The 17,543-nt window shown below is 43.2% G+C and carries 17 protein-coding genes, 1 tRNA gene and 1 riboswitch; of the genes, 12 read left to right on the forward strand and 6 right to left on the reverse strand.

Annotation, left to right across the window (positions count from 1 at the left end; translation table 11 throughout):
• Nucleotides 1-90: 90 nt before the first annotated feature.
• Both WS42_RS15590 and WS42_RS12075 read right to left on the reverse strand, forming a co-directional pair.
• A complete protein-coding gene (locus WS42_RS15590) occupies nt 91-1,263 on the reverse strand; it encodes a FecR family protein (RefSeq protein ID WP_286728541.1) in 1,173 nt (390 codons plus the stop codon).
• 66 nt (nt 1,264-1,329) lie between these two features.
• A complete protein-coding gene (locus WS42_RS12075; protein WP_087383056.1) occupies nt 1,330-1,896 on the reverse strand; it encodes an RNA polymerase sigma factor in 567 nt (188 codons plus the stop codon).
• A gap of 126 nt (nt 1,897-2,022) precedes the next feature.
• Nucleotides 2,023-2,142: riboswitch (FMN riboswitch) on the forward strand.
• A gap of 67 nt (nt 2,143-2,209) precedes the next feature.
• Here WS42_RS12075 and ribD point away from each other — a divergent pair.
• From ribD to ribH, 4 genes are read left to right on the forward strand one after another with little or no spacing between them, the layout of a single operon-like run.
• Nucleotides 2,210-3,358, forward strand: a complete 1,149-nt coding sequence (ribD, locus tag WS42_RS12080; protein WP_046451155.1) for a bifunctional diaminohydroxyphosphoribosylaminopyrimidine deaminase/5-amino-6-(5-phosphoribosylamino)uracil reductase RibD — start codon at nt 2,210-2,212, stop codon at nt 3,356-3,358.
• Nucleotides 3,359-3,406: 48 nt separating this feature from the next.
• Complete coding sequence (locus WS42_RS12085; RefSeq protein ID WP_046451151.1) at nt 3,407-4,045, forward strand: riboflavin synthase; 639 nt, start codon at nt 3,407-3,409, stop codon at nt 4,043-4,045.
• 47 nt (nt 4,046-4,092) lie between these two features.
• Nucleotides 4,093-5,322 (forward strand): bifunctional 3,4-dihydroxy-2-butanone-4-phosphate synthase/GTP cyclohydrolase II, encoded by a 1,230-nt coding sequence (locus tag WS42_RS12090; RefSeq protein ID WP_046403421.1) that lies wholly within the window; start codon nt 4,093-4,095, stop codon nt 5,320-5,322.
• A gap of 33 nt (nt 5,323-5,355) precedes the next feature.
• Nucleotides 5,356-5,817, forward strand: a complete 462-nt coding sequence (gene ribH, locus WS42_RS12095) for a 6,7-dimethyl-8-ribityllumazine synthase (protein WP_013613611.1) — start codon at nt 5,356-5,358, stop codon at nt 5,815-5,817.
• Nucleotides 5,818-5,863: 46 nt separating this feature from the next.
• Here ribH and tpx read toward each other — a convergent pair whose 3' ends face one another.
• The 3 genes from tpx to pyrG form a co-directional block, all read right to left on the reverse strand.
• A complete protein-coding gene (gene tpx, locus WS42_RS12100; protein ID WP_229032337.1) occupies nt 5,864-6,367 on the reverse strand; it encodes a thiol peroxidase in 504 nt (167 codons plus the stop codon).
• A 129-nt stretch (nt 6,368-6,496) separates the two neighbouring features.
• On the reverse strand, nt 6,497-8,347 hold the full coding sequence (gene yidC, locus WS42_RS12105; RefSeq protein WP_046451152.1) for a membrane protein insertase YidC: 1,851 nt from the start codon (nt 8,345-8,347) through the stop codon (nt 6,497-6,499).
• Nucleotides 8,348-8,362: 15 nt separating this feature from the next.
• Complete coding sequence (gene pyrG / locus WS42_RS12110) at nt 8,363-9,958, reverse strand: CTP synthase (protein ID WP_046451153.1); 1,596 nt, start codon at nt 9,956-9,958, stop codon at nt 8,363-8,365.
• An 82-nt stretch (nt 9,959-10,040) separates the two neighbouring features.
• On the opposite strand from pyrG, the gene WS42_RS15595 reads away from it, so the two are divergent.
• Nucleotides 10,041-10,187 (forward strand): hypothetical protein, encoded by a 147-nt coding sequence (locus WS42_RS15595; RefSeq protein WP_157741867.1) that lies wholly within the window; start codon nt 10,041-10,043, stop codon nt 10,185-10,187.
• 21 nt (nt 10,188-10,208) lie between these two features.
• Here WS42_RS15595 and WS42_RS12115 read toward each other — a convergent pair whose 3' ends face one another.
• Entirely contained in the window at nt 10,209-12,059 is a 1,851-nt protein-coding gene (locus WS42_RS12115; protein ID WP_022161504.1) for a DUF349 domain-containing protein, read from the reverse strand.
• Nucleotides 12,060-12,370: 311 nt separating this feature from the next.
• On the opposite strand from WS42_RS12115, the gene WS42_RS12120 reads away from it, so the two are divergent.
• The 7 genes from WS42_RS12120 to mef(En2) all read left to right on the forward strand — a co-directional run bounded on the left by WS42_RS12120 (nt 12,371) and on the right by mef(En2) (nt 17,427).
• Nucleotides 12,371-13,258 (forward strand): lysophospholipid acyltransferase family protein, encoded by an 888-nt coding sequence (locus tag WS42_RS12120; RefSeq protein ID WP_013613617.1) that lies wholly within the window; start codon nt 12,371-12,373, stop codon nt 13,256-13,258.
• A gap of 4 nt (nt 13,259-13,262) precedes the next feature.
• Nucleotides 13,263-14,267: a glycosyltransferase family 2 protein gene (locus WS42_RS12125; protein ID WP_013613618.1), complete on the forward strand. Its 1,005-nt coding sequence runs from the start codon at nt 13,263-13,265 to the stop codon at nt 14,265-14,267.
• A gap of 53 nt (nt 14,268-14,320) precedes the next feature.
• A complete protein-coding gene (locus WS42_RS12130; RefSeq protein ID WP_041557630.1) occupies nt 14,321-14,881 on the forward strand; it encodes an RNA polymerase sigma factor in 561 nt (186 codons plus the stop codon).
• Nucleotides 14,882-14,888: 7 nt separating this feature from the next.
• The gene (locus WS42_RS12135) at nt 14,889-15,266 is read left to right on the forward strand and encodes a hypothetical protein (protein WP_013613620.1); all 378 of its coding nucleotides are present in this window, start codon (nt 14,889-14,891) and stop codon (nt 15,264-15,266) included.
• A gap of 12 nt (nt 15,267-15,278) precedes the next feature.
• On the forward strand, nt 15,279-15,728 hold the full coding sequence (locus tag WS42_RS12140; RefSeq protein ID WP_013613621.1) for a hypothetical protein: 450 nt from the start codon (nt 15,279-15,281) through the stop codon (nt 15,726-15,728).
• 80 nt (nt 15,729-15,808) lie between these two features.
• Nucleotides 15,809-15,895, forward strand: a tRNA-Ser gene (locus WS42_RS12145).
• 326 nt (nt 15,896-16,221) lie between these two features.
• Entirely contained in the window at nt 16,222-17,427 is a 1,206-nt protein-coding gene (mef(En2), locus tag WS42_RS12150; RefSeq protein ID WP_005924254.1) for a macrolide efflux MFS transporter Mef(En2), read from the forward strand.
• Nucleotides 17,428-17,543 lie beyond the last annotated feature (116 nt).

Genomic DNA, 17,543 nt, shown 5'->3' on the forward strand with positions numbered 1-17,543 from the left:
TAAATGGCTACTGCCTGAAGCCTTGTATACTACAGCAGTAGGTATTAACTATTATTATTCGGGCAGGGAGGGGGAAACTCCCTGCCTGTTTTATTTGTGCATCAGAACAATGGTTTTATTCTCGATCTCAAAGTTCACCTCTGTCACTTTTTGTATCAGCTCCAGAAGATATTCTACCGGGCGATCGCGTTCTGCCGCTCCACTGAACCGTAATTCCTTTATAGAAGGATCTTCGAATCTGATCTGGCAATTGTACCAACGGTTCACTTTTTTCATAATATCTTCCAGTCTCATATCCCGGAATTTGAATTCGCCGTTGATCCAGGAAGTATAAATATCGGGATCACATTTTTCCATGTTCATACAAGCGGTCGATTTGGTATAAGACAATACATTTCCGGGTTCCATCCGGAGCTGTTTTTCAGCATGGTTACTCGATACCAGTACGCTGCCACTGACCAGAGTCGTCATGACACAATCATCGTTTCCGTAAGCAGAAACATTGAAAGAAGTTCCCAGAACCTGAACATCGATATCGAATGTACTGACTACAAAGGGTACAGCCGACTTGGCTACCTTGAAAAAGGCCTCTCCGTTCAGGCTTACCACCCTTTTGTCTTTTTTAAAGGTTACCGGATATTTTAGGGTAGAACCCGAATTCAGCCATACCTGAGTCCCATCAGACAGAATAACTCCATATTCTCCTCCCAGAGGTACGGTAATGGTATTGAAAGTTTCTTCCGGCATATCGTTTGGGGCCAGCGTATAATCTAATACAGGTTGTTGTCCTTGTTTGATAATCCGTCCGTTATTGTCTTTCAGGACTCTGATACTGCTATCCAACACCATTTTCGTTCCGTCGCCGAATACCAGTTCCGCTTGTCTGTAACCGGGGAATATTCCGGCAATTTCCTCTGCCGTCATTTCCTCTTGGGGCGTATCGGTGAGCGTAAAGAAATAACGGCCAAAGCTCAGCAACATCAGTAAGACGGCAGCAGTTGAAGCGACCGGCCACAAATACTTGCGAATTCCTTTTTTTTCCGGTCGGCCCGGGATAGGGTCTATCTTGTCGTGTATCTTTTGCAACAAAGTATTATAATTCAGATTCCCGTCTTCCTGCACTTGCTCCGAGTCTTCCTGCAATACCTCGTAAAAATCTTCCTTTCCTTTGTCCGACAAGAACCAGGAAACAAGTATATCCCGTTCTTCCGGCTCCAAAGATTCGTCATTCAATACATGTTTTATAACTTCTTTTAGTGCCATTTGTGGTTTGTTTTGTTATTTATACGAACAACTCCACAAACACACGTAGCCTACGGTGAAAAATTATTAATTTAAAAGAAAAGTAAAAAAGAGTAAGTAGTACCTCACTTCACCGAGATCTTGTCTTAACTTTTTGTAAGCTTTATTGAGGTGAGCTTCTACCGTACGTTTCGATATCCCCAACAATTCGGCGATTTCGTCATTATTGAAACCTTTACATTTCAGCATCATTACTTCCCGTTGTTGTTCCGAAAGTTTATTTATACTATCGAACATTACTTCCTGAAGATTCTTTCTGAAAAGTTCGTTTTCAACCGCCAATTGTTCCTGAATCAACGATTGAAATTTTTGATAATAACGCTGTTCCACCAATTTTTTACGAAACATATCGTAAATCAGATTTTTAGCTATAGTCGTGATATAAGTATTAAAATTCAACTCTACCTTGATTTTATCCCGGGTTTCCCACAATTTTATGAATGTCTCCTGTACAATCTCTTCTGCATCCTCCTGACGAACCAATCTAAGACAAAAATATCCCAATTGCGGAGCATACATTTTAAACAATCGGTCAAATGCCTCTCGTTCACCTGATTTAAATTGCTTTAATAATGTACACTCATCACTAACCATAAAAATCTGCTTTTGGAGGAACAAATATCGTTTTTTTTTAATTTTTCTCCTATATTCAATACCAATAAATGAAATGCAGCCTTTGTTTTTTGGGAATAATATATTACATTTGCTTCCGTATTTGAAATGTTTCTTCAGGGCAGGGTGTAAATCCCTACCGGCGGTGATAGTCCGCGACTCCCTTTGGGGACTGAACCGGTGTAATTCCGGTACCGACGGTGATAGTCCGGATGAAAGAAGAGGCAGGACAGTCGTGTGTCGTTACTGTTATGATTCGTATATATGCCCTGAAGTCATTCAGGGCTTTTTTTATATGGAAACAAAGGATCGGGAATATATGAATCGTGCCAGGATATTGGCAGACAGAGGCCGGGGATGGGTGAATCCCAATCCGCTGGTGGGAGCGGTGATCGTCAAAGACGGCCGGATAATCGGTGAAGGTTGGCACGAACGTTATGGCGGCCTGCATGCTGAACGGAATGCTTTTAAGCAGTGTACCGAAGATCCGGCAGGGGCTACGCTCTATGTGACCCTGGAACCCTGTTGTCACTACGGCAAAACACCTCCTTGTACCGAGGCTGTTATTGAAAACAGGATTGCCCGTGTTGTCGTCGGGCTATTGGATCCGAATCCCTTGGTAGCCGGTAAAGGAATCGAAATGTTGAGGAAAGCCGGAATCGTCGTCGAGACTGGAGTGGAAGAAGAAAAGCTCCGGGAACAAAACCGGGTGTTTCTGAAATATATTACTACCCGTCGTCCTTGGATCGTGATGAAAACAGCCATGACCCTGGATGGGAAAATTGCAGCTTATACCGGTGATTCACACTGGGTGACCGGGGAGGAATCCCGGAAGAAAGTGCAAGAAATGCGTTCGGTGCTGATGGGAATTATGGTTGGTAGCGGTACGGTGAAAGCCGACGATCCACTGTTGAATTGCCGTTTGAAAGGCGAGGTCAGGCAACCTGTCCGGATTATTGTCGACAGTACAGCTGCAATTGCTACCGATAGTCAATTGGTGCGTACTGCCGATCGCTATCGCACATTAGTCGCTCATACCTCTCGGGCTGATGCCGGAAAATTAGTACAATTGCAACAGAAAGGCGTGGAAACAATTTTATGTCCCGGCTGTGACAACCGGGTCGATTTACAGGCATTGACAACTAAACTGGGCCAGGCCGGTATCGATTCGGTCTTGCTGGAAGGAGGCGGTGAATTGAACGAAGCTTTCTTGCGACAAGGACTGGTAGATGAGGTTTATGCTTTCATCGCCCCCAAACTGATCGGAGGTAAAGATGCCAAAACACCTGTCGAAGGAAAAGGTATCGCCTGGATGAAAGAGGCCATCGCTTTACAATCCGTTTCGATTGAAAAAGTAGGCGAGGATTTCCTTATAAAAGGTTTTCCCCAACCCAGTAACTCATCACCCAGTAACTCATCACCCAGTAACTCAACAACTCAGTAACTCAACAACTCAGTAACTCAATAACTCATCAACTCATCAACTCAAACTATGTTTACAGGAATAATAGAAGAAATCGGAAAGATCAAATCGGTGAAACGAAGCAGCAAGAGTGTCGTCCTTGAGGTGGAGGCCCGGAAAGTATTGGCGGACACGCGGATTGGGGATAGCATAGCCACGAACGGGGTGTGTTTGACTGTTGTTGGTAAAGGGAATGACGGGTTTTCTGCCGATGTGATGCCTGAAACCATGAATCGGAGTAATTTGGGCTTATTGAAGCCGGGTGATCCTGTGAATCTCGAGCGGGCCTTGTGTCTGAACAGCCGTTTGGGTGGCCATTTGGTAGCCGGGCATGTAGACGGTACCGGAAAGATCGTGAGCAAACAACAGGATGAAAATGCCATTTGGCTCACGGTGGGGGCTGCTCCCGAAATCCTTCGTTATATTGTAGAAAAGGGCTCTGTGGCTATCGATGGGGTGAGCCTGACGATCGCTTATGCCGACGAGCAGATTTTCAAAGTGTCCGTCATTCCACATACTCAGGAAGAGACGACGCTGGTGAAAAAGAAGATAGGAGATGTGGTGAATTTAGAAAACGATATGATTGTCAAATATGTAGAGAAACTGATGGGACAGGGAAAACCGAAGGGGGGACTGACCTTGGATTTCCTGGTGGCCAATGGCTTTTAAGCCGGTTAGAATGATTTTGATTATAGATAGGATAAAAAATTAAGAATATGGAAGGATTTAAATTTAGTACGATCGAGGAAGCTGTTGCTGATCTGAGGGCCGGTAAAATGATTATTGCCGTGGACGATCCGGATCGTGAAAATGAGGGCGATCTGATTTGCGCAGCTGAACATGCTACGCTTGAAAATGTCAATTTTATGGCTTCGTATGCCAAGGGATTGATTTGTATGCCGATGAGTAAAGCTTTGACGACAAAATTAGGATTGGAACAGATGGTGACCCACAATACCGACAATCACTGTACGGCATTTACCGTTTCGATCGACCATGTGGATACGACAACCGGTATTTCGGCGTTGGAACGTTCCATGACGGCCATGAAGAGCGTAGAGGACGATGCCAAACCGTCCGATTTCCGGCGTCCGGGGCATATGTTTCCTTTGGAGGCGAAAGCCGGCGGGGTACTCGAACGTATGGGACATACCGAAGCTACCGTCGATCTGATGCGTATTGCCCGGCTCAAGGAATGTGGCTTGTGTTGTGAAATTATGCGGGAAGACGGTACCATGATGAGGACACCCGAGTTGAAAGAATTTGCTGTGCGGCATGGTTTGAAGATGATTACTGTGGCCGACCTGATCACTTACCGTCGTCGGACAGAGATTCTGGTGGAAAGAGTGACCGAGGCTGAAATGCCCACTAAATACGGGATTTTCAAGGCTTATGGTTATGTCAATAAAATCAACGGAGAACATCACATTGCCCTTGTAAAAGGGAACATTGCTGACGGCGAACCGGTATTGTGCCGGGTACATTCCGAATGTCTCACCGGGGATGCTTTCGGTTCCCTGCGTTGTGACTGTGGCGAGCAGCTGGCGGAAGCTTTGCGCCGGATCGAGAAAAAAGGCCGGGGTGTATTGCTGTATATGCGCCAGGAAGGCCGGGGCATCGGACTGATCAATAAGTTGAAAGCCTATCATCTGCAGGACGGAGGAATGGATACGGTCGAGGCGAATCTGGCGCTAGGATTTAAAGCTGATTTAAGAGAATACGGTACCGGTGCGGAAATCTTGGCCGATCTGGGGGTGAAAAAAATGATTCTCATGACAAATAATCCTTTGAAGATAAAAGGGTTGGATGGATTCGGACTCGAAGTGGTCGGACGTGAACCGATCGAGATGACCTGTAATGAAAAGAACGAGTTTTATATGTACACCAAGTATAAAAAGATGGGACATATATTGCATGTCAGAAATGACTGGAAAAAAGAAGAATAGAAATTGAAAATAGAGATTAAAAGTGTAAAAGTTATGAATTTACTGGAAGGAAAATTATTGGCAGAAGGACAACGGATCGGAGTAGTTGCTGCCCGTTTTAATGAGTTTATCACGGCTAAATTGGTTGGAGGTGCAAAGGATGCTTTTGTGCGTCACGGTGGGGATGAAAATAAGCTGGATCTGGCTTGGGTACCGGGAGCGTTCGAGATTCCTTTAGTAGCTAAAAAGATGGTAGAAAGCGGCAAATACGATGCTGTGGTTTGTCTGGGGGCAGTGATCCGGGGAGCTACGCCTCATTTCGATATGGTTGCTAATGAAGCGACCAAAGGAGTAGCCCATGTCGGATTGCAGACAGGGGTGCCGGTGATTTTCGGTATCCTGACGACCGATTCGATCGAACAGGCTGTCGAAAGAGCCGGAACGAAAGCCGGTAATAAAGGTTTCGATGCCATGACCACCGCAATCGAAATGATCAATTTATTGAAACAAATCTAATCTGTTTTATTGTTGAGAATTACAAAGTAATTCTCAACGATAAAACTTAGGCCAGCGCTTTTTTTATCGCCTCCAGTGCTTTTTCGTAGTTCGGTTCGTGGGTTACTTCCGGAACATATTCTACATAGTTCACTTTATTGTCTTTACCGATAATGACCACGCCGCGGGTTAAAAGTCGTAATTCTTCGATCAGGAACCCGTATTTTTTCCCGAAATCTGTTTCTTTATAGTCCGACAGGGTTACGACACGGTCGATACCTTCGGCAGCACAGTAGCGGTGAAGGGCGAAAGGAAGGTCGCAGGAAATAGCCAGAATAACGACATCCTGGCTTAACTCGGAGGCCATCTTATTGAAATGGTGCATTTGGGCCGAGCATACCGGGGTGTCGATAGAAGGGAAAGAAGAAATCACAACAACTTTTCCGGCAAATTCTTTCAGGGATACCGGTTGCATCTGTTGGTTTATTCCATAAAATACCGGAGCCGTTTCTCCGGTTTTAATCGGTGTCCCCACTAAAGTCAGGGGATTTCCGTGCATAGTAATTTTCATGTTTTCCATCATTTTTTCTTGTTTCTTACGTTTATGAATGATTTTGGTTTTTCGTAAAAATACAAAAAATCCTGCAAATTTCAGATTTCATCCGAATTTGCAGGATTTTTTTTTACTTTTTATCTTTAATTACTTTTTACCTCTCTTTTGCTGTTGTTGTTGCATTCTTTGCATTTCCTCCAAACGTTGCTGGAATTTCGATTTCTTGACCGGTTTACTTTTAGCTAGTTCGATTTGCTTCAGCAATTTCTGGTCATCGACAAACTTCCGGATAATCCAGGTTTGCAAAATGGTAATCAGCGTCGCGATGAAATAATAATAACTCAATCCCGAAGAATAACTGTTGAAAATAAACAGGAACATGATCGGCATGATATACATCATGGTCTGCATGCCTTTCATCTGATCGTTCTGCGGTTGGTTTTTATTATTCATAATCATATAGATGATATTGGTCGCTGTCATCAACAGACAGAATAAGCTGACATGATTACCGTAAAACGGAATGGTAAAGGGTAAGGTGGCGATAGAATCGTATGAAGCCAAATCCGTTGCCCACAGGAAGCTCTGCTGTCTCAGTTCGATCGCTCCCGGGAAGAAATAGAACAGGGCGATCAGGATAGGCATCTGGATCAACATCGGTAAACATCCACCCATCGGATTTACTCCGGCTTGCTTATAAAGCCTCATGATAGCCTGTTGACGTTCCATAGCTTTGTCGGCCGGATATTTCTTGGCGATCTCGTCTACCTGGGGTTTCAATACCCGCATACGTGCCTGTGACATATACGATTTATAAGTCAGCGGGAACAGGATGATTTTGATGATCAGGGTCAGCAATAAAATAATAATTCCGTAATTCAATGCGGTGTGGTTTTCCAGGAAATTGAAAATGGGAATAACGAAATATTTATTGAACCACGCAATCCATTTCCATCCCATATTGATGACATCGGGAAGGTCTAAATGATCTCCGTATTCTTTCAATACCTTATAGGAGTTAGGACCGAAGAAAAACTGCATGTTGTATTGCTCATTGGCCGAACCGTTATAGGCTAGAGGAATTTCAGCATAAGCATCTTTCAGATACCCGTCTTTTTTACTGATGTTCGATTTCAGTTCCACATCACTTAAAGGCTGTTCGCTGATCAGGATAGAGGAGAAGAATTGTTGTTTGAAGTCTATCCACTGTACCTTGTTCGGAAGCGTCTCCTCTTCATCCGAGGTCAGGGACATGTTTTCAACGGCATCTTCGCTGAATTTGTAGTAAACACCGGTATAACGGTTTTCAAAATCTTTACTTTTTTCCAGCTGGGGCATATTGATTCCCCAGAAAAGCGTCAGAAACGAGGAATTGGATGCAATGACATCCCCCATATTGTGGGTGATGATGCTGAAATCGGTCATATAGCTGTCCGGGGCTAACTTGTAAAGGTATTCCAGGTATCTGCTGCTGTCGGCATAAAGACGCATAGAGAGCACCTGTTCATTCCCCTGGGCATAAAGCGTCGTTTCTGTCGTACTGGGTGTAAAGAAAAATTTCTCGGTATTGATCTCCTGATTCCGGGCATAGAAATTCATGCCGAAAGCGGTTTCTCCGTTTTTCCACAACACCAAAGGCAGCGAATCGTGTGTCCGGTATTCTTTTAAGTCTACATATACGATGCGTCCACCCAGAGTACTGATATGTAATTTTATTTTATCATTTTCCAGGGTAATGATTTTGTTTTCCGTATCGTTTTGTACGAAAATAGAATCACTTTTGGTAGCCAGGGGATTGGCGCCAGTCGTATTGGCCGGCGTTTTTTGTGCCTGTTGTTGTGCTGCCAGTTCCTGGGCTCTGAGTCGGTCTACCCGCGCAATGGAATCCTGTTTCCGCTGCATTTCGGCCACTTGCTCCTTACTCGGACGCGTGAAATAGGAAAAGCCGATGAGAATAAGAAAAATAATGACTAATCCGGCGATGGTGTTTTTATCCATAGGTTCTTTTTAACTTTATGATAAACAAGCTTTGATAAATGATACGAATAACGGATGAGGTTTAATCACAGTACTTTTGTACTCCGGATGGAACTGTACCCCGACGAACCATTTGTGAGTAGGAATCTCGACGATTTCGGTCAATCCGCTTTCCGGGTTGATACCGGTGGTGATCATACCTGCTTTTTCAAAATCCTCCCGGTATTTGCTGTTGAACTCGTAACGGTGGCGGTGTCTCTCCTGTATTTCTTTTTGTCCGTAAGCTTCATAAGCTTTGGAACCTTCTGTTAATTCACATTTGTAGGCTCCCAGACGCATGGTGCCTCCCTTTTCGGTTACATTCAACTGTGAATCCATCAGGTCGATCACCGGATACTGGGTTTTGGCAGCCATTTCTGTCGAATCGGCATCTTCCATATGCAGTACGTTACGTGCAAATTCGATGACAGCCATCTGCATCCCCAGACAAATACCGAAGAAAGGAATGTTGTTCTCCCGGGCATATTGGATAGCAACCAGTTTGCCCGAGATTCCCCGGTGTCCGAATCCCGGTGCTACTAAAATCCCGTGCAGATTTTTCAGGCGGTCGGCTGCATTTTGTTCATTCAGTTCTTCGCTGTGGATCCATTCGATATTTACTTTACAGTCATTGACTGCTCCGGCATGGATGAAAGCTTCGACAATCGATTTATAAGCGTCGTGTAATTCGACGTATTTCCCGACTAAACCGATCCGTACTTCTTTGCTGTAGTTTTTTAATTTGTATAGGAATTTTTTCCAGGATTCCAGATCCGGTTCGCTATTTAAAGGTAATCCCAATTGTTCGAGTACGATTTCATCCAACTTTTCTTCTCTCATCTTGATCGGTACTTCATAGATGGTAGAGACGTCGATCGACTGGATGACCGCTTTAGGTGCTACATTACAGAAAAGGGCTACTTTCCGGCGTAAGTCGGAATTCAGTTCATGTTCTGTACGTAATACCAGTACATCCGGTTGCACTCCGATTTCCAGCAAGGCTTTCACCGAATGCTGGGTAGGCTTCGTTTTTAATTCACCGGAAGCCGATAAGAAGGGTACCAGTGTCAAGTGGATCAATACCGATTTTTCCCCCAATTCCCATCGTAACTGCCGGACAGCTTCAATGAAAGGCAAAGATTCGATGTCTCCGACGGTACCTCCGATTTCAGTGATCACGACATCATATTCGCCTTTGTTGCCCAATAATTTGATGTTTCGTTTAATCTCATCGGTGATATGCGGGACGATCTGTACGGTTTTACCCAGATAATCTCCCCGTCTTTCTTTGTTGATTACATTCTGGTAAATCCGTCCGGTAGTAATATTATTGGCCTGCGAAGTCGGACAACCGGTAAATCTTTCGTAATGTCCGAGATCGAGGTCTGTTTCTGCTCCGTCGTCCGTCACATAACATTCGCCATGCTCGTATGGATTTAATGTCCCCGGATCTATGTTGATGTAGGGATCCAGTTTTTGGTTCGCAACTTTATACCCCCTGGCCTGCAGTAATTTAGCAAGTGATGAAGCGATAATGCCTTTCCCTAGAGAAGAAGCGACTCCACCTGTAACGAAAACATACTTTGTTGACACTGTATCTTGAATTTTATTGATTTATCAAAGTGGCAAAGGTAATAAATTAAAAGGTTAAAAGTGAAAAGTAGAAGGTAAAAAGTTGGCGAAAGGTAAAAGCAAAGAGATGGGAGTGGTTATGAGGTATGAGGCGGGGAGGAAGAATAGGAGAGTGGGTAAAAAATTAACGCTCTGTGAACAAAGGGGGGAATTGTTCTCCTGGGGAGAGGCTTTGTCGGCAGAGCGTTAATCGGCTTTGAGGAGCCGCTGTTTAGATCAGGCTGTCGAGAGCTTTCAGTTTTTCCTGAAGTAAATTCAGCCGTTGGCGGGTATTTTCGATTTTAGAATTCAATTCTTCGATCAAGCCTTGAGATTTACTGGATTTGGCGATAAAACCGATGTTGTTTTCATAGGTGTTGACGTCGAGTTCCAATTGTCTGATTTTGGCCACCAACTTTTCTCTTTCGTTGATAATTTTGTAATCCTTATAATCACCGGCATCCAGTGAGGACAATTTTGCCCTGAATCTTTCCAGGTCACGGTCGTATTCATCCAGATTGAGCTGGTCGAACCAGCCGTCGATGAGATGTCTGAATTCTTCCTGGATAGCGTCTTTGTATTTAATAGGTACAAATCCGATTTCTGCCCAGCGGTTCTGAAAGTCTTTCAGCTTATTGATATCTTCCTCTGCATTCCCGGACAAAGTAAACTGGCGGGCTTCTTCGATAATCGCTTTTTTCAGTTCCAGATTTTTGCTCTGTTCAGAATCGATGTCTTTGAAATGGAGTTTTTTGTTATTGAAAAAAGTATCACAAGCTTCCCGGAAACGTGCCCATACTTTGTTCGAATATTTCTTGGGAGCGGGACCGATTTTCTTCCATTCTTTCTGATAAGAGATGATTCTGTCGGTCGTGATTTTCCAGTCGGTACTGTCTTTGATCGCTTCTACTTTTTCACAGAGCTTGATTTTTAATTCCAGGTTTTTATCCTGTTCGGCCGACATGTTCTTATAGAAATCCCGTTTACGCTCGAAGAAAGTATCGCAGGACGAGCGGAATTTTTTATAGATTTTATTCCGCTCCTTTTGGGGAATGGTTCCCGAATGCTTCCATTCTTCCTGTAGGTCAATAATATTCTGAGTGGCTGTATTCCATTCCGATATAGAACGGTATTCACCGGCAGCGATAGCTGCTGCTTTTCCGCAAATTTCTTCTTTGACTTTCAGGTTATCTTCCTGTTCCTGTTTCAGGGATTCGAAAAAATGATGGTATTTTTCGTTGATCTGGCTAGTGGCAGCTTTAAAGCGTTCCCAAAGCGGTTCTTTTTGTTCTTTGGGAATAGGACCGATTTCTTTCCAGCGGGAATGCAGTAGTTGTAATTGTTTGAAAGCTCCGGCGATATCGTTGTTTTCAACCAATTTTTCAGCTTCTTCACAAAGAGCGTTTTTCGCATCCAGGTTCCGTTTCAGGTCCAGGTCGCGCAACTCTTTATTGATCTTGATATAGTTATAAAAATTTTCAACGTGATGGTGATAAGTCTCCAACAGGCCGTTTAATTGCCCTTGAGGTACCATTCCGGTATTCCGCCAGCGTTCCTGTAAGTCCCGGAATTCCTGGAATGTCTTGTCCAGTGCTTCTTCTTTTTGCACCAGTGCTTTCAATTCTTCGATAATACCGAGTTTTATTTTCAGATTTTCTTCGCGTTCGGCTTCCGTTTGCCGGGCTGTAGCGTTTTTTTTATCTTTATAGAGCTTGTAGAGGGCATTGAAACGTTCCCGGTTGTCGTTTTTGTATTCGAAATCTTCCGGTTTATCTCCGTCGGCAGTGAAGATGGCCAATGCTTTTTCATACTCCTCTTTATACCGGGATTCAAAAATCTCGGGTAATCCTTCAAATATTTCTTTTAAAGATACCACCGGGTAATCATTGATCAGCTTTTGGGCTTGCCGAATGATTTCCTCTGTACTTAATATAGAAAAATCAATTTCCGGTACTTCTTTCTTTTCCTTAGCGTTTTCGACGGCCTTGCTTTCAGCGACAACGGGTTCGTCGTTTGTACTGGTTTCTAAGATTTCCGGATTCTTGATTTCCTCTTCCGGGATTAAACTGTTTTCTTGCTCCATGATTTGTCAGCAGTTAAGTGTTCGCATATCAATAGGATACATTATCATAACCTGCTTTCCCTGAAAAGGAATTTCGAAAACCTTTGAGAAATACAGCTTCTATGCTCTATTGAACTCACGAAAATACTTTATTTTTCTGAGAAAGACAAATTTTTGGATTTACCTTTGTCAGGTTTGTTGTAGATCATGATATTATTTGACTGATGTGTAAATTATTTTGTTCCTTTTCAGAATTCTTTCAGGAGATTTACTGTCTTGAATTTTAAATTTAGTAAGAAAGCTTTTATCTTTGACTTTTTAATATCGAGACAATGGGTTATTATATTTTGTATGGTTTTCTTTGGGTGGGTGGGCTGTTGCCTCTGAGGATCTTGTATTTTTTTTCGGATATTTATTTTTATCTGATTTACTATCTGTTGAAATACAGACGCCGGGTAGTACGGGCGAATTTACAGCATGCTTTCCCGGAAAAAGATCTTTCGGAAATTATAAAGATTGAAAAACGATATTACCGGCATTTGTGTGATTTTTTTGTGGAAATGTACAAGATGTGGCATATGTCGGATGAACAAATACGCAGAAGGTGTAAGTTTACGAATCCTGAAGTGATTCGGCGGTATTTCGATCAGGGTAAAAGTGTTATCGGGGTATTGGGGCATTACGGCAATTGGGAATGGATGTCTTCCTATAGCCTTTGGATGCCCCGGGAATTCGACTTCTTTACCTTATATAAACCTCTGCATAATGCGGTAGCGGATAAAATGATGATCCGGCTGAGGTCGAGGTTCGGGGCGAAACCGGTACCTAAAAACGATATTTTGCGCCGGATTGTCGAAAACAAAAGAAACGGACGCTTATTCCTGGCCGGATTTATCGGTGATCAGACACCGAATAGGGCTAACCTGAATTTTTGGATGGAATTTTTAAATCAGGATACGCCTATATTAGTAGGAACCGAGAAGATTGCCCGGAAATTCGGTTTGCCGGTAATATCCCTGAAGATGCGGAAGGTGAGGAGAGGGTATTATGAGGTGGATTTTGTCGATGTATGTAGTGATCCCGGACAATTGGAACCCGGGGAATTGACCCGGATACATACACGTCTTTTAGAGCGGTATATCCGCGAGGTTCCTGAATTATGGCTTTGGTCGCATAAACGGTGGAAACATACACGGAATACGGATGGAAGTGAAAAATAAAGAAATGGCTCGGGTTGCGGTGATCATATTGAATTGGAACGGGGAAAAATTACTCCGTGAGTTTTTGCCTTCGGTGGTTAAATACACCGATCCCGGTTTGGGCCGGATTGTCGTGGCCGATAATGCTTCCGAAGACGATTCGGTCCGGATACTGGAACAAGAGTTTCCGGAAGTGGAATTGATCCGGTTTTCGCAAAATCATGGATTTGCAGGTGGATACAACCGGGCTGTCGGTTTGGTACCGGAGGAGATCGTTGTATTGCTGAATAGTGATGTGGAGGTCGCTCCCGGATGGCTGGAACCTTTGGTCGCTCTCCTGGACGAAGAACCGGGGATTGCAGCAGTGCAACCTAAAATTTTGGCTTATACGAACCGGAATCATTTCGAGTATGCGGGGGCTTGCGGAGGGTTTATCGATTCCCTGGGTTTTCCGTTTTGCAGGGGACGGATTTTGAACGTGACCGAAGAGGACCGGGGCCAATATGATGAGGTTCGCGAAGTGTTCTGGTGTAGTGGAGCTGCCTTGTGTATCCGCCGGGAAAGCTATCTGCAGGCCGGAGGTCTGGATGAGCGTTTTTTCGCTCACATGGAAGAGATCGATTTGTGCTGGCGGATACGGAATCGCGGTTATGCATTGAAGGTACAGCCGGCTTCAGTCGTTTATCACTTGGGAGGAGGTTCTTTGCCCATGAATCATCCCCGGAAGCTATTCCTGAATTACCGTAATAATCTGCTGATGCTCTATAAAAACCTGAGCCCGCGGGAGTGGAAAAGCAAAAGCCGGAAACGGCGTGTCCTGGATTTTATGGCCTGGGTGATGTTTCTGGTGAAAGGGGAGTGGGCCAATGCACGATCGGTGGGCCGGGCTTACCGGGAATTCGGAAAAATGAAAAAAGGGTATATTTCTGCCACTATTATCCCGAAGCAGGATCCTTGTATTTATCCGGGATCTGTTATTTTTGCTTTTTATTTCAGGCATGTTCGTTCTTTTTCACAACTCTGGAAATAAACCTTTGTCTGGCAGATTTGTCTAAATGTTAAATGCTGGAAAAAATCGAACCCATGGAATTCATAGAAGATGACGAGATCATCCGGTTGTTTCACGAAAGGAAGAGAGAACAGGAAGCTTTCCGGTTGCTGGTAAATAAATATAAAGAGCGTTTGTATTGGCATATACGGAAGATTGTGATCAACCATGACGATACGGACGATTTATTGCAGAATGTGTTTGTGAAGATTTGGCAAGGATTGCAAGAGTTTCGCAACGATTCGAAACTATATACCTGGATGTACCGGATTGCAACCAACGAATCGCTGAATTTTCTGAACGAGAAGAGCCGGAAAGTGTACGGGAATAGCGATGAGATTTCTGTATATCTGGAAAATACTTTAGAAAGCGATACTTACTTTAGCGGGGATAAAATACAAAAAGAACTGCAACGGGCTATTCTGACTTTATCCGAACGCCAACGTTTGATCTTCAATATGAAGTATTTTGACGACATGCCTTACGAGGATATGGCAGATGTGCTGGGAGTGGCTGTCGGGACCCTGAAAGCGACTTATCACAATGCCGTAAAAAAAATAGAAGAAAATCTCAAAATAGTGGATACCTTAAATTGATTAAGCCATGGAAAATTTTGACGATAAATATAAAAAGAAAAATCCGTTCACTGTACCTGAGGGGTATTTTGACGAATTGACCGGCCGAATTACCGGTCGGATAGAAAAACAGAAAGAAGTGAAAAAAAGTTCTTCTCTTCGCGGGTTGAAGCCTTATATGGGCTTAGTGGCTATTTTCTTTCTTGCTTTAATGGTGGTTCAGATTCTATTTCCCGGAGCGAAGAATACTGACTTGCCGGATATCGAGGGGGAAAATGCTATTGTACAGGAAATGGAAGCAGAGGATATTTTCGACAGCCAGTTTAATCCGACAAATGAAGAAATCATCGAATACCTGGCTTCTGAAGTAGATAATTATGAGATGATTCTGGCTGGAATTTATTAAGTAAATAAGAATATGAAGAATATAATTTTGATTGTGTTGCTGTTGTGGAGTGGGGTGGGCGTATGGGCTCAGGACAAATTGACCGACGAGAAACGGAAAGAATTCGATGCGCAGAAAGTCGCTTTCTTTACACAGGAATTGGACCTTTCCCCTGCTGAAGCAGCTGTTTTCTGGCCTTTGTACAATGAGATGCAGAAGAAAAACCGGGAAATAGAAGCCGATATGCGGAAAAGCTTTCATGAAGTGAGAAATGCGAAAGGACTGAAAGAAACCGATTATAAAGAAGCGATCGGGAAAATGTTGGGCTATGAAGCCCGGCTCCATGAAGTGAAGAAAGAATATTATCAAAAAATGATACAAGTCGTTCCTGCTTCGAAAATATGGAAACTCAGTGATGCTGAGCGAAAATTTCATCGACAGTTGTTCGATAAACTCCGCCGCGAATCCTGCTCTCAGAAATAAACCTAAAAAAATAGAGTAAAAGTTTGCAGGTTTGTCAAAAAGCACTACTTTTGTGATCGCAATTCAGCGCAGAACATCGAGGAGAGATGGGTGAGTGGCTGAAACCAACAGTTTGCTAAACTGTCGTACGGGTTACTGTACCGGGGGTTCGAATCCCCCTCTCTCCGCAACAAACGCTGAAAATCAGCAGATTGCAAAACAAACACCCAGTTTTACACCCAAGAATGTAAAGTCGGTGTTTTTGTTTTATTTAAGATAATACAACCACTACATAATAAAAGAGTAGCGATATTAAAAGAATCCGATGAGAAAAGACTAATATTTATCTATCCATTCACTTTGATTTTTCAGGACTTTACATCGTCCTGAAAGTATTTGTTATTGTATTCCAACGTCAGGAGTGGATTATAATACAAGTTTTTTGTGTGGATAGAATTTCGTTTTGCTTAATGTACGAAAGTACTTATCTATAAACGCATGAAATATTAGCACAATGAATCATTGGAAATCAACTTTGGCCGTGATAGGAATAGGCCAACTCATATCTATTTTAACAAGTACGATTGTTGGCTTCTCCATTATTTTTTGGATTAGCAACGAATTTAAATCCCCGACAGCTTTATCTCTGGCTATTTTAGCTGGATTTTTACCACAATTTGTATTAGGCTTGTTTACCGGGGTCTATGTTGACAGATGGAATCGAAAGAAAACGATGTTTTATTCGGACTTGTTCATCGCGTTCTGTACCCTATGTCTTTTTATTGTGATAACCAAGGGTTATAAAGACCTTTCTTTTTTTTATCTATTGACTGCTTGTCGTTCAATAGGCAGTACGTTTCATGCACCTGCTTTACAGGCAAGCATCCCTCTACTGGTTCCCAAGCACCATCTTGTCAGGGTATCAGGTTTGTACCATTCCATTCAATCCTTCAGTGAGGTGATAGCTCCCGTTGTAGGGGCAAGCCTCGTTGTTTGGCTTCCCATACAGTATATTCTGCTCATAGATGTGATCGGAGCTGTTGCTGCTTGTCTGACCTTACTTTGTGTCCAGATTCCTTCTCTTCAAAAAACGAAAGTTCTTCCAGATTTCAAAAAAGAACTGACGGAATGTTGGCATACCTTGCGGCGTACAATGGGCATTTTGCCTTTATTCGTATGCTTTACGCTGGTGACTTTTGTCCTTATGCCTGTTTTTACGTTATTTCCTTTTATGACGCTTCTGCATTTCAACGGAAACATTTTGCAAATGGGAGTTGTGGAAATGGGTTGGGGCTCAGGGGCATTGTTGGGCGGTTTAGTACTTGCCTGTAAGGCTTTGAAAAGCAAGCAAACATTAGTGATGCATACGGCTTATGTGATATTGGGATTGTATCTGATTAGCGCCAGTTATTTACCATCAAGCGCATTTATAGGTTTTGTTTGCCTAACATTTACAGGAGGCATAGCCTATTCCATTTACCATGCGCTTTTCATCGCTATTATTCAGCAGAACTTGGCTTCGGACATGCTTGGACGGACTTTTTCTCTCATCTTTAGTTTGAGTACCTTTCCATCAATGCTGGGTATCGTAGCTTCAGGATATTGGGTGGAAGCATGGGGTATCACATCCGTCTTTATGATCAGCGGATGGGTTATCTTTCTGATTGGAGTGGGTGCAAATTTTATTTCTTCAATCAAGCAGTTGGATAATTACGCATAGTATTATTTATTAAAGAATTATTATATGACAAAGAAAGAACACACTACGATTACAGAGTTATTTCAAGTTTTGGACTTGTTGGAAAGCCTGGACATGCAGTTTTGGTTGGATGGAGG

Origin of the sequence: Odoribacter sp. N54.MGS-14 (assembly GCF_000980295.1) — a bacterium.
Classification (GTDB): Bacteria; Bacteroidota; Bacteroidia; order Bacteroidales; family Marinifilaceae; genus Odoribacter; species Odoribacter splanchnicus.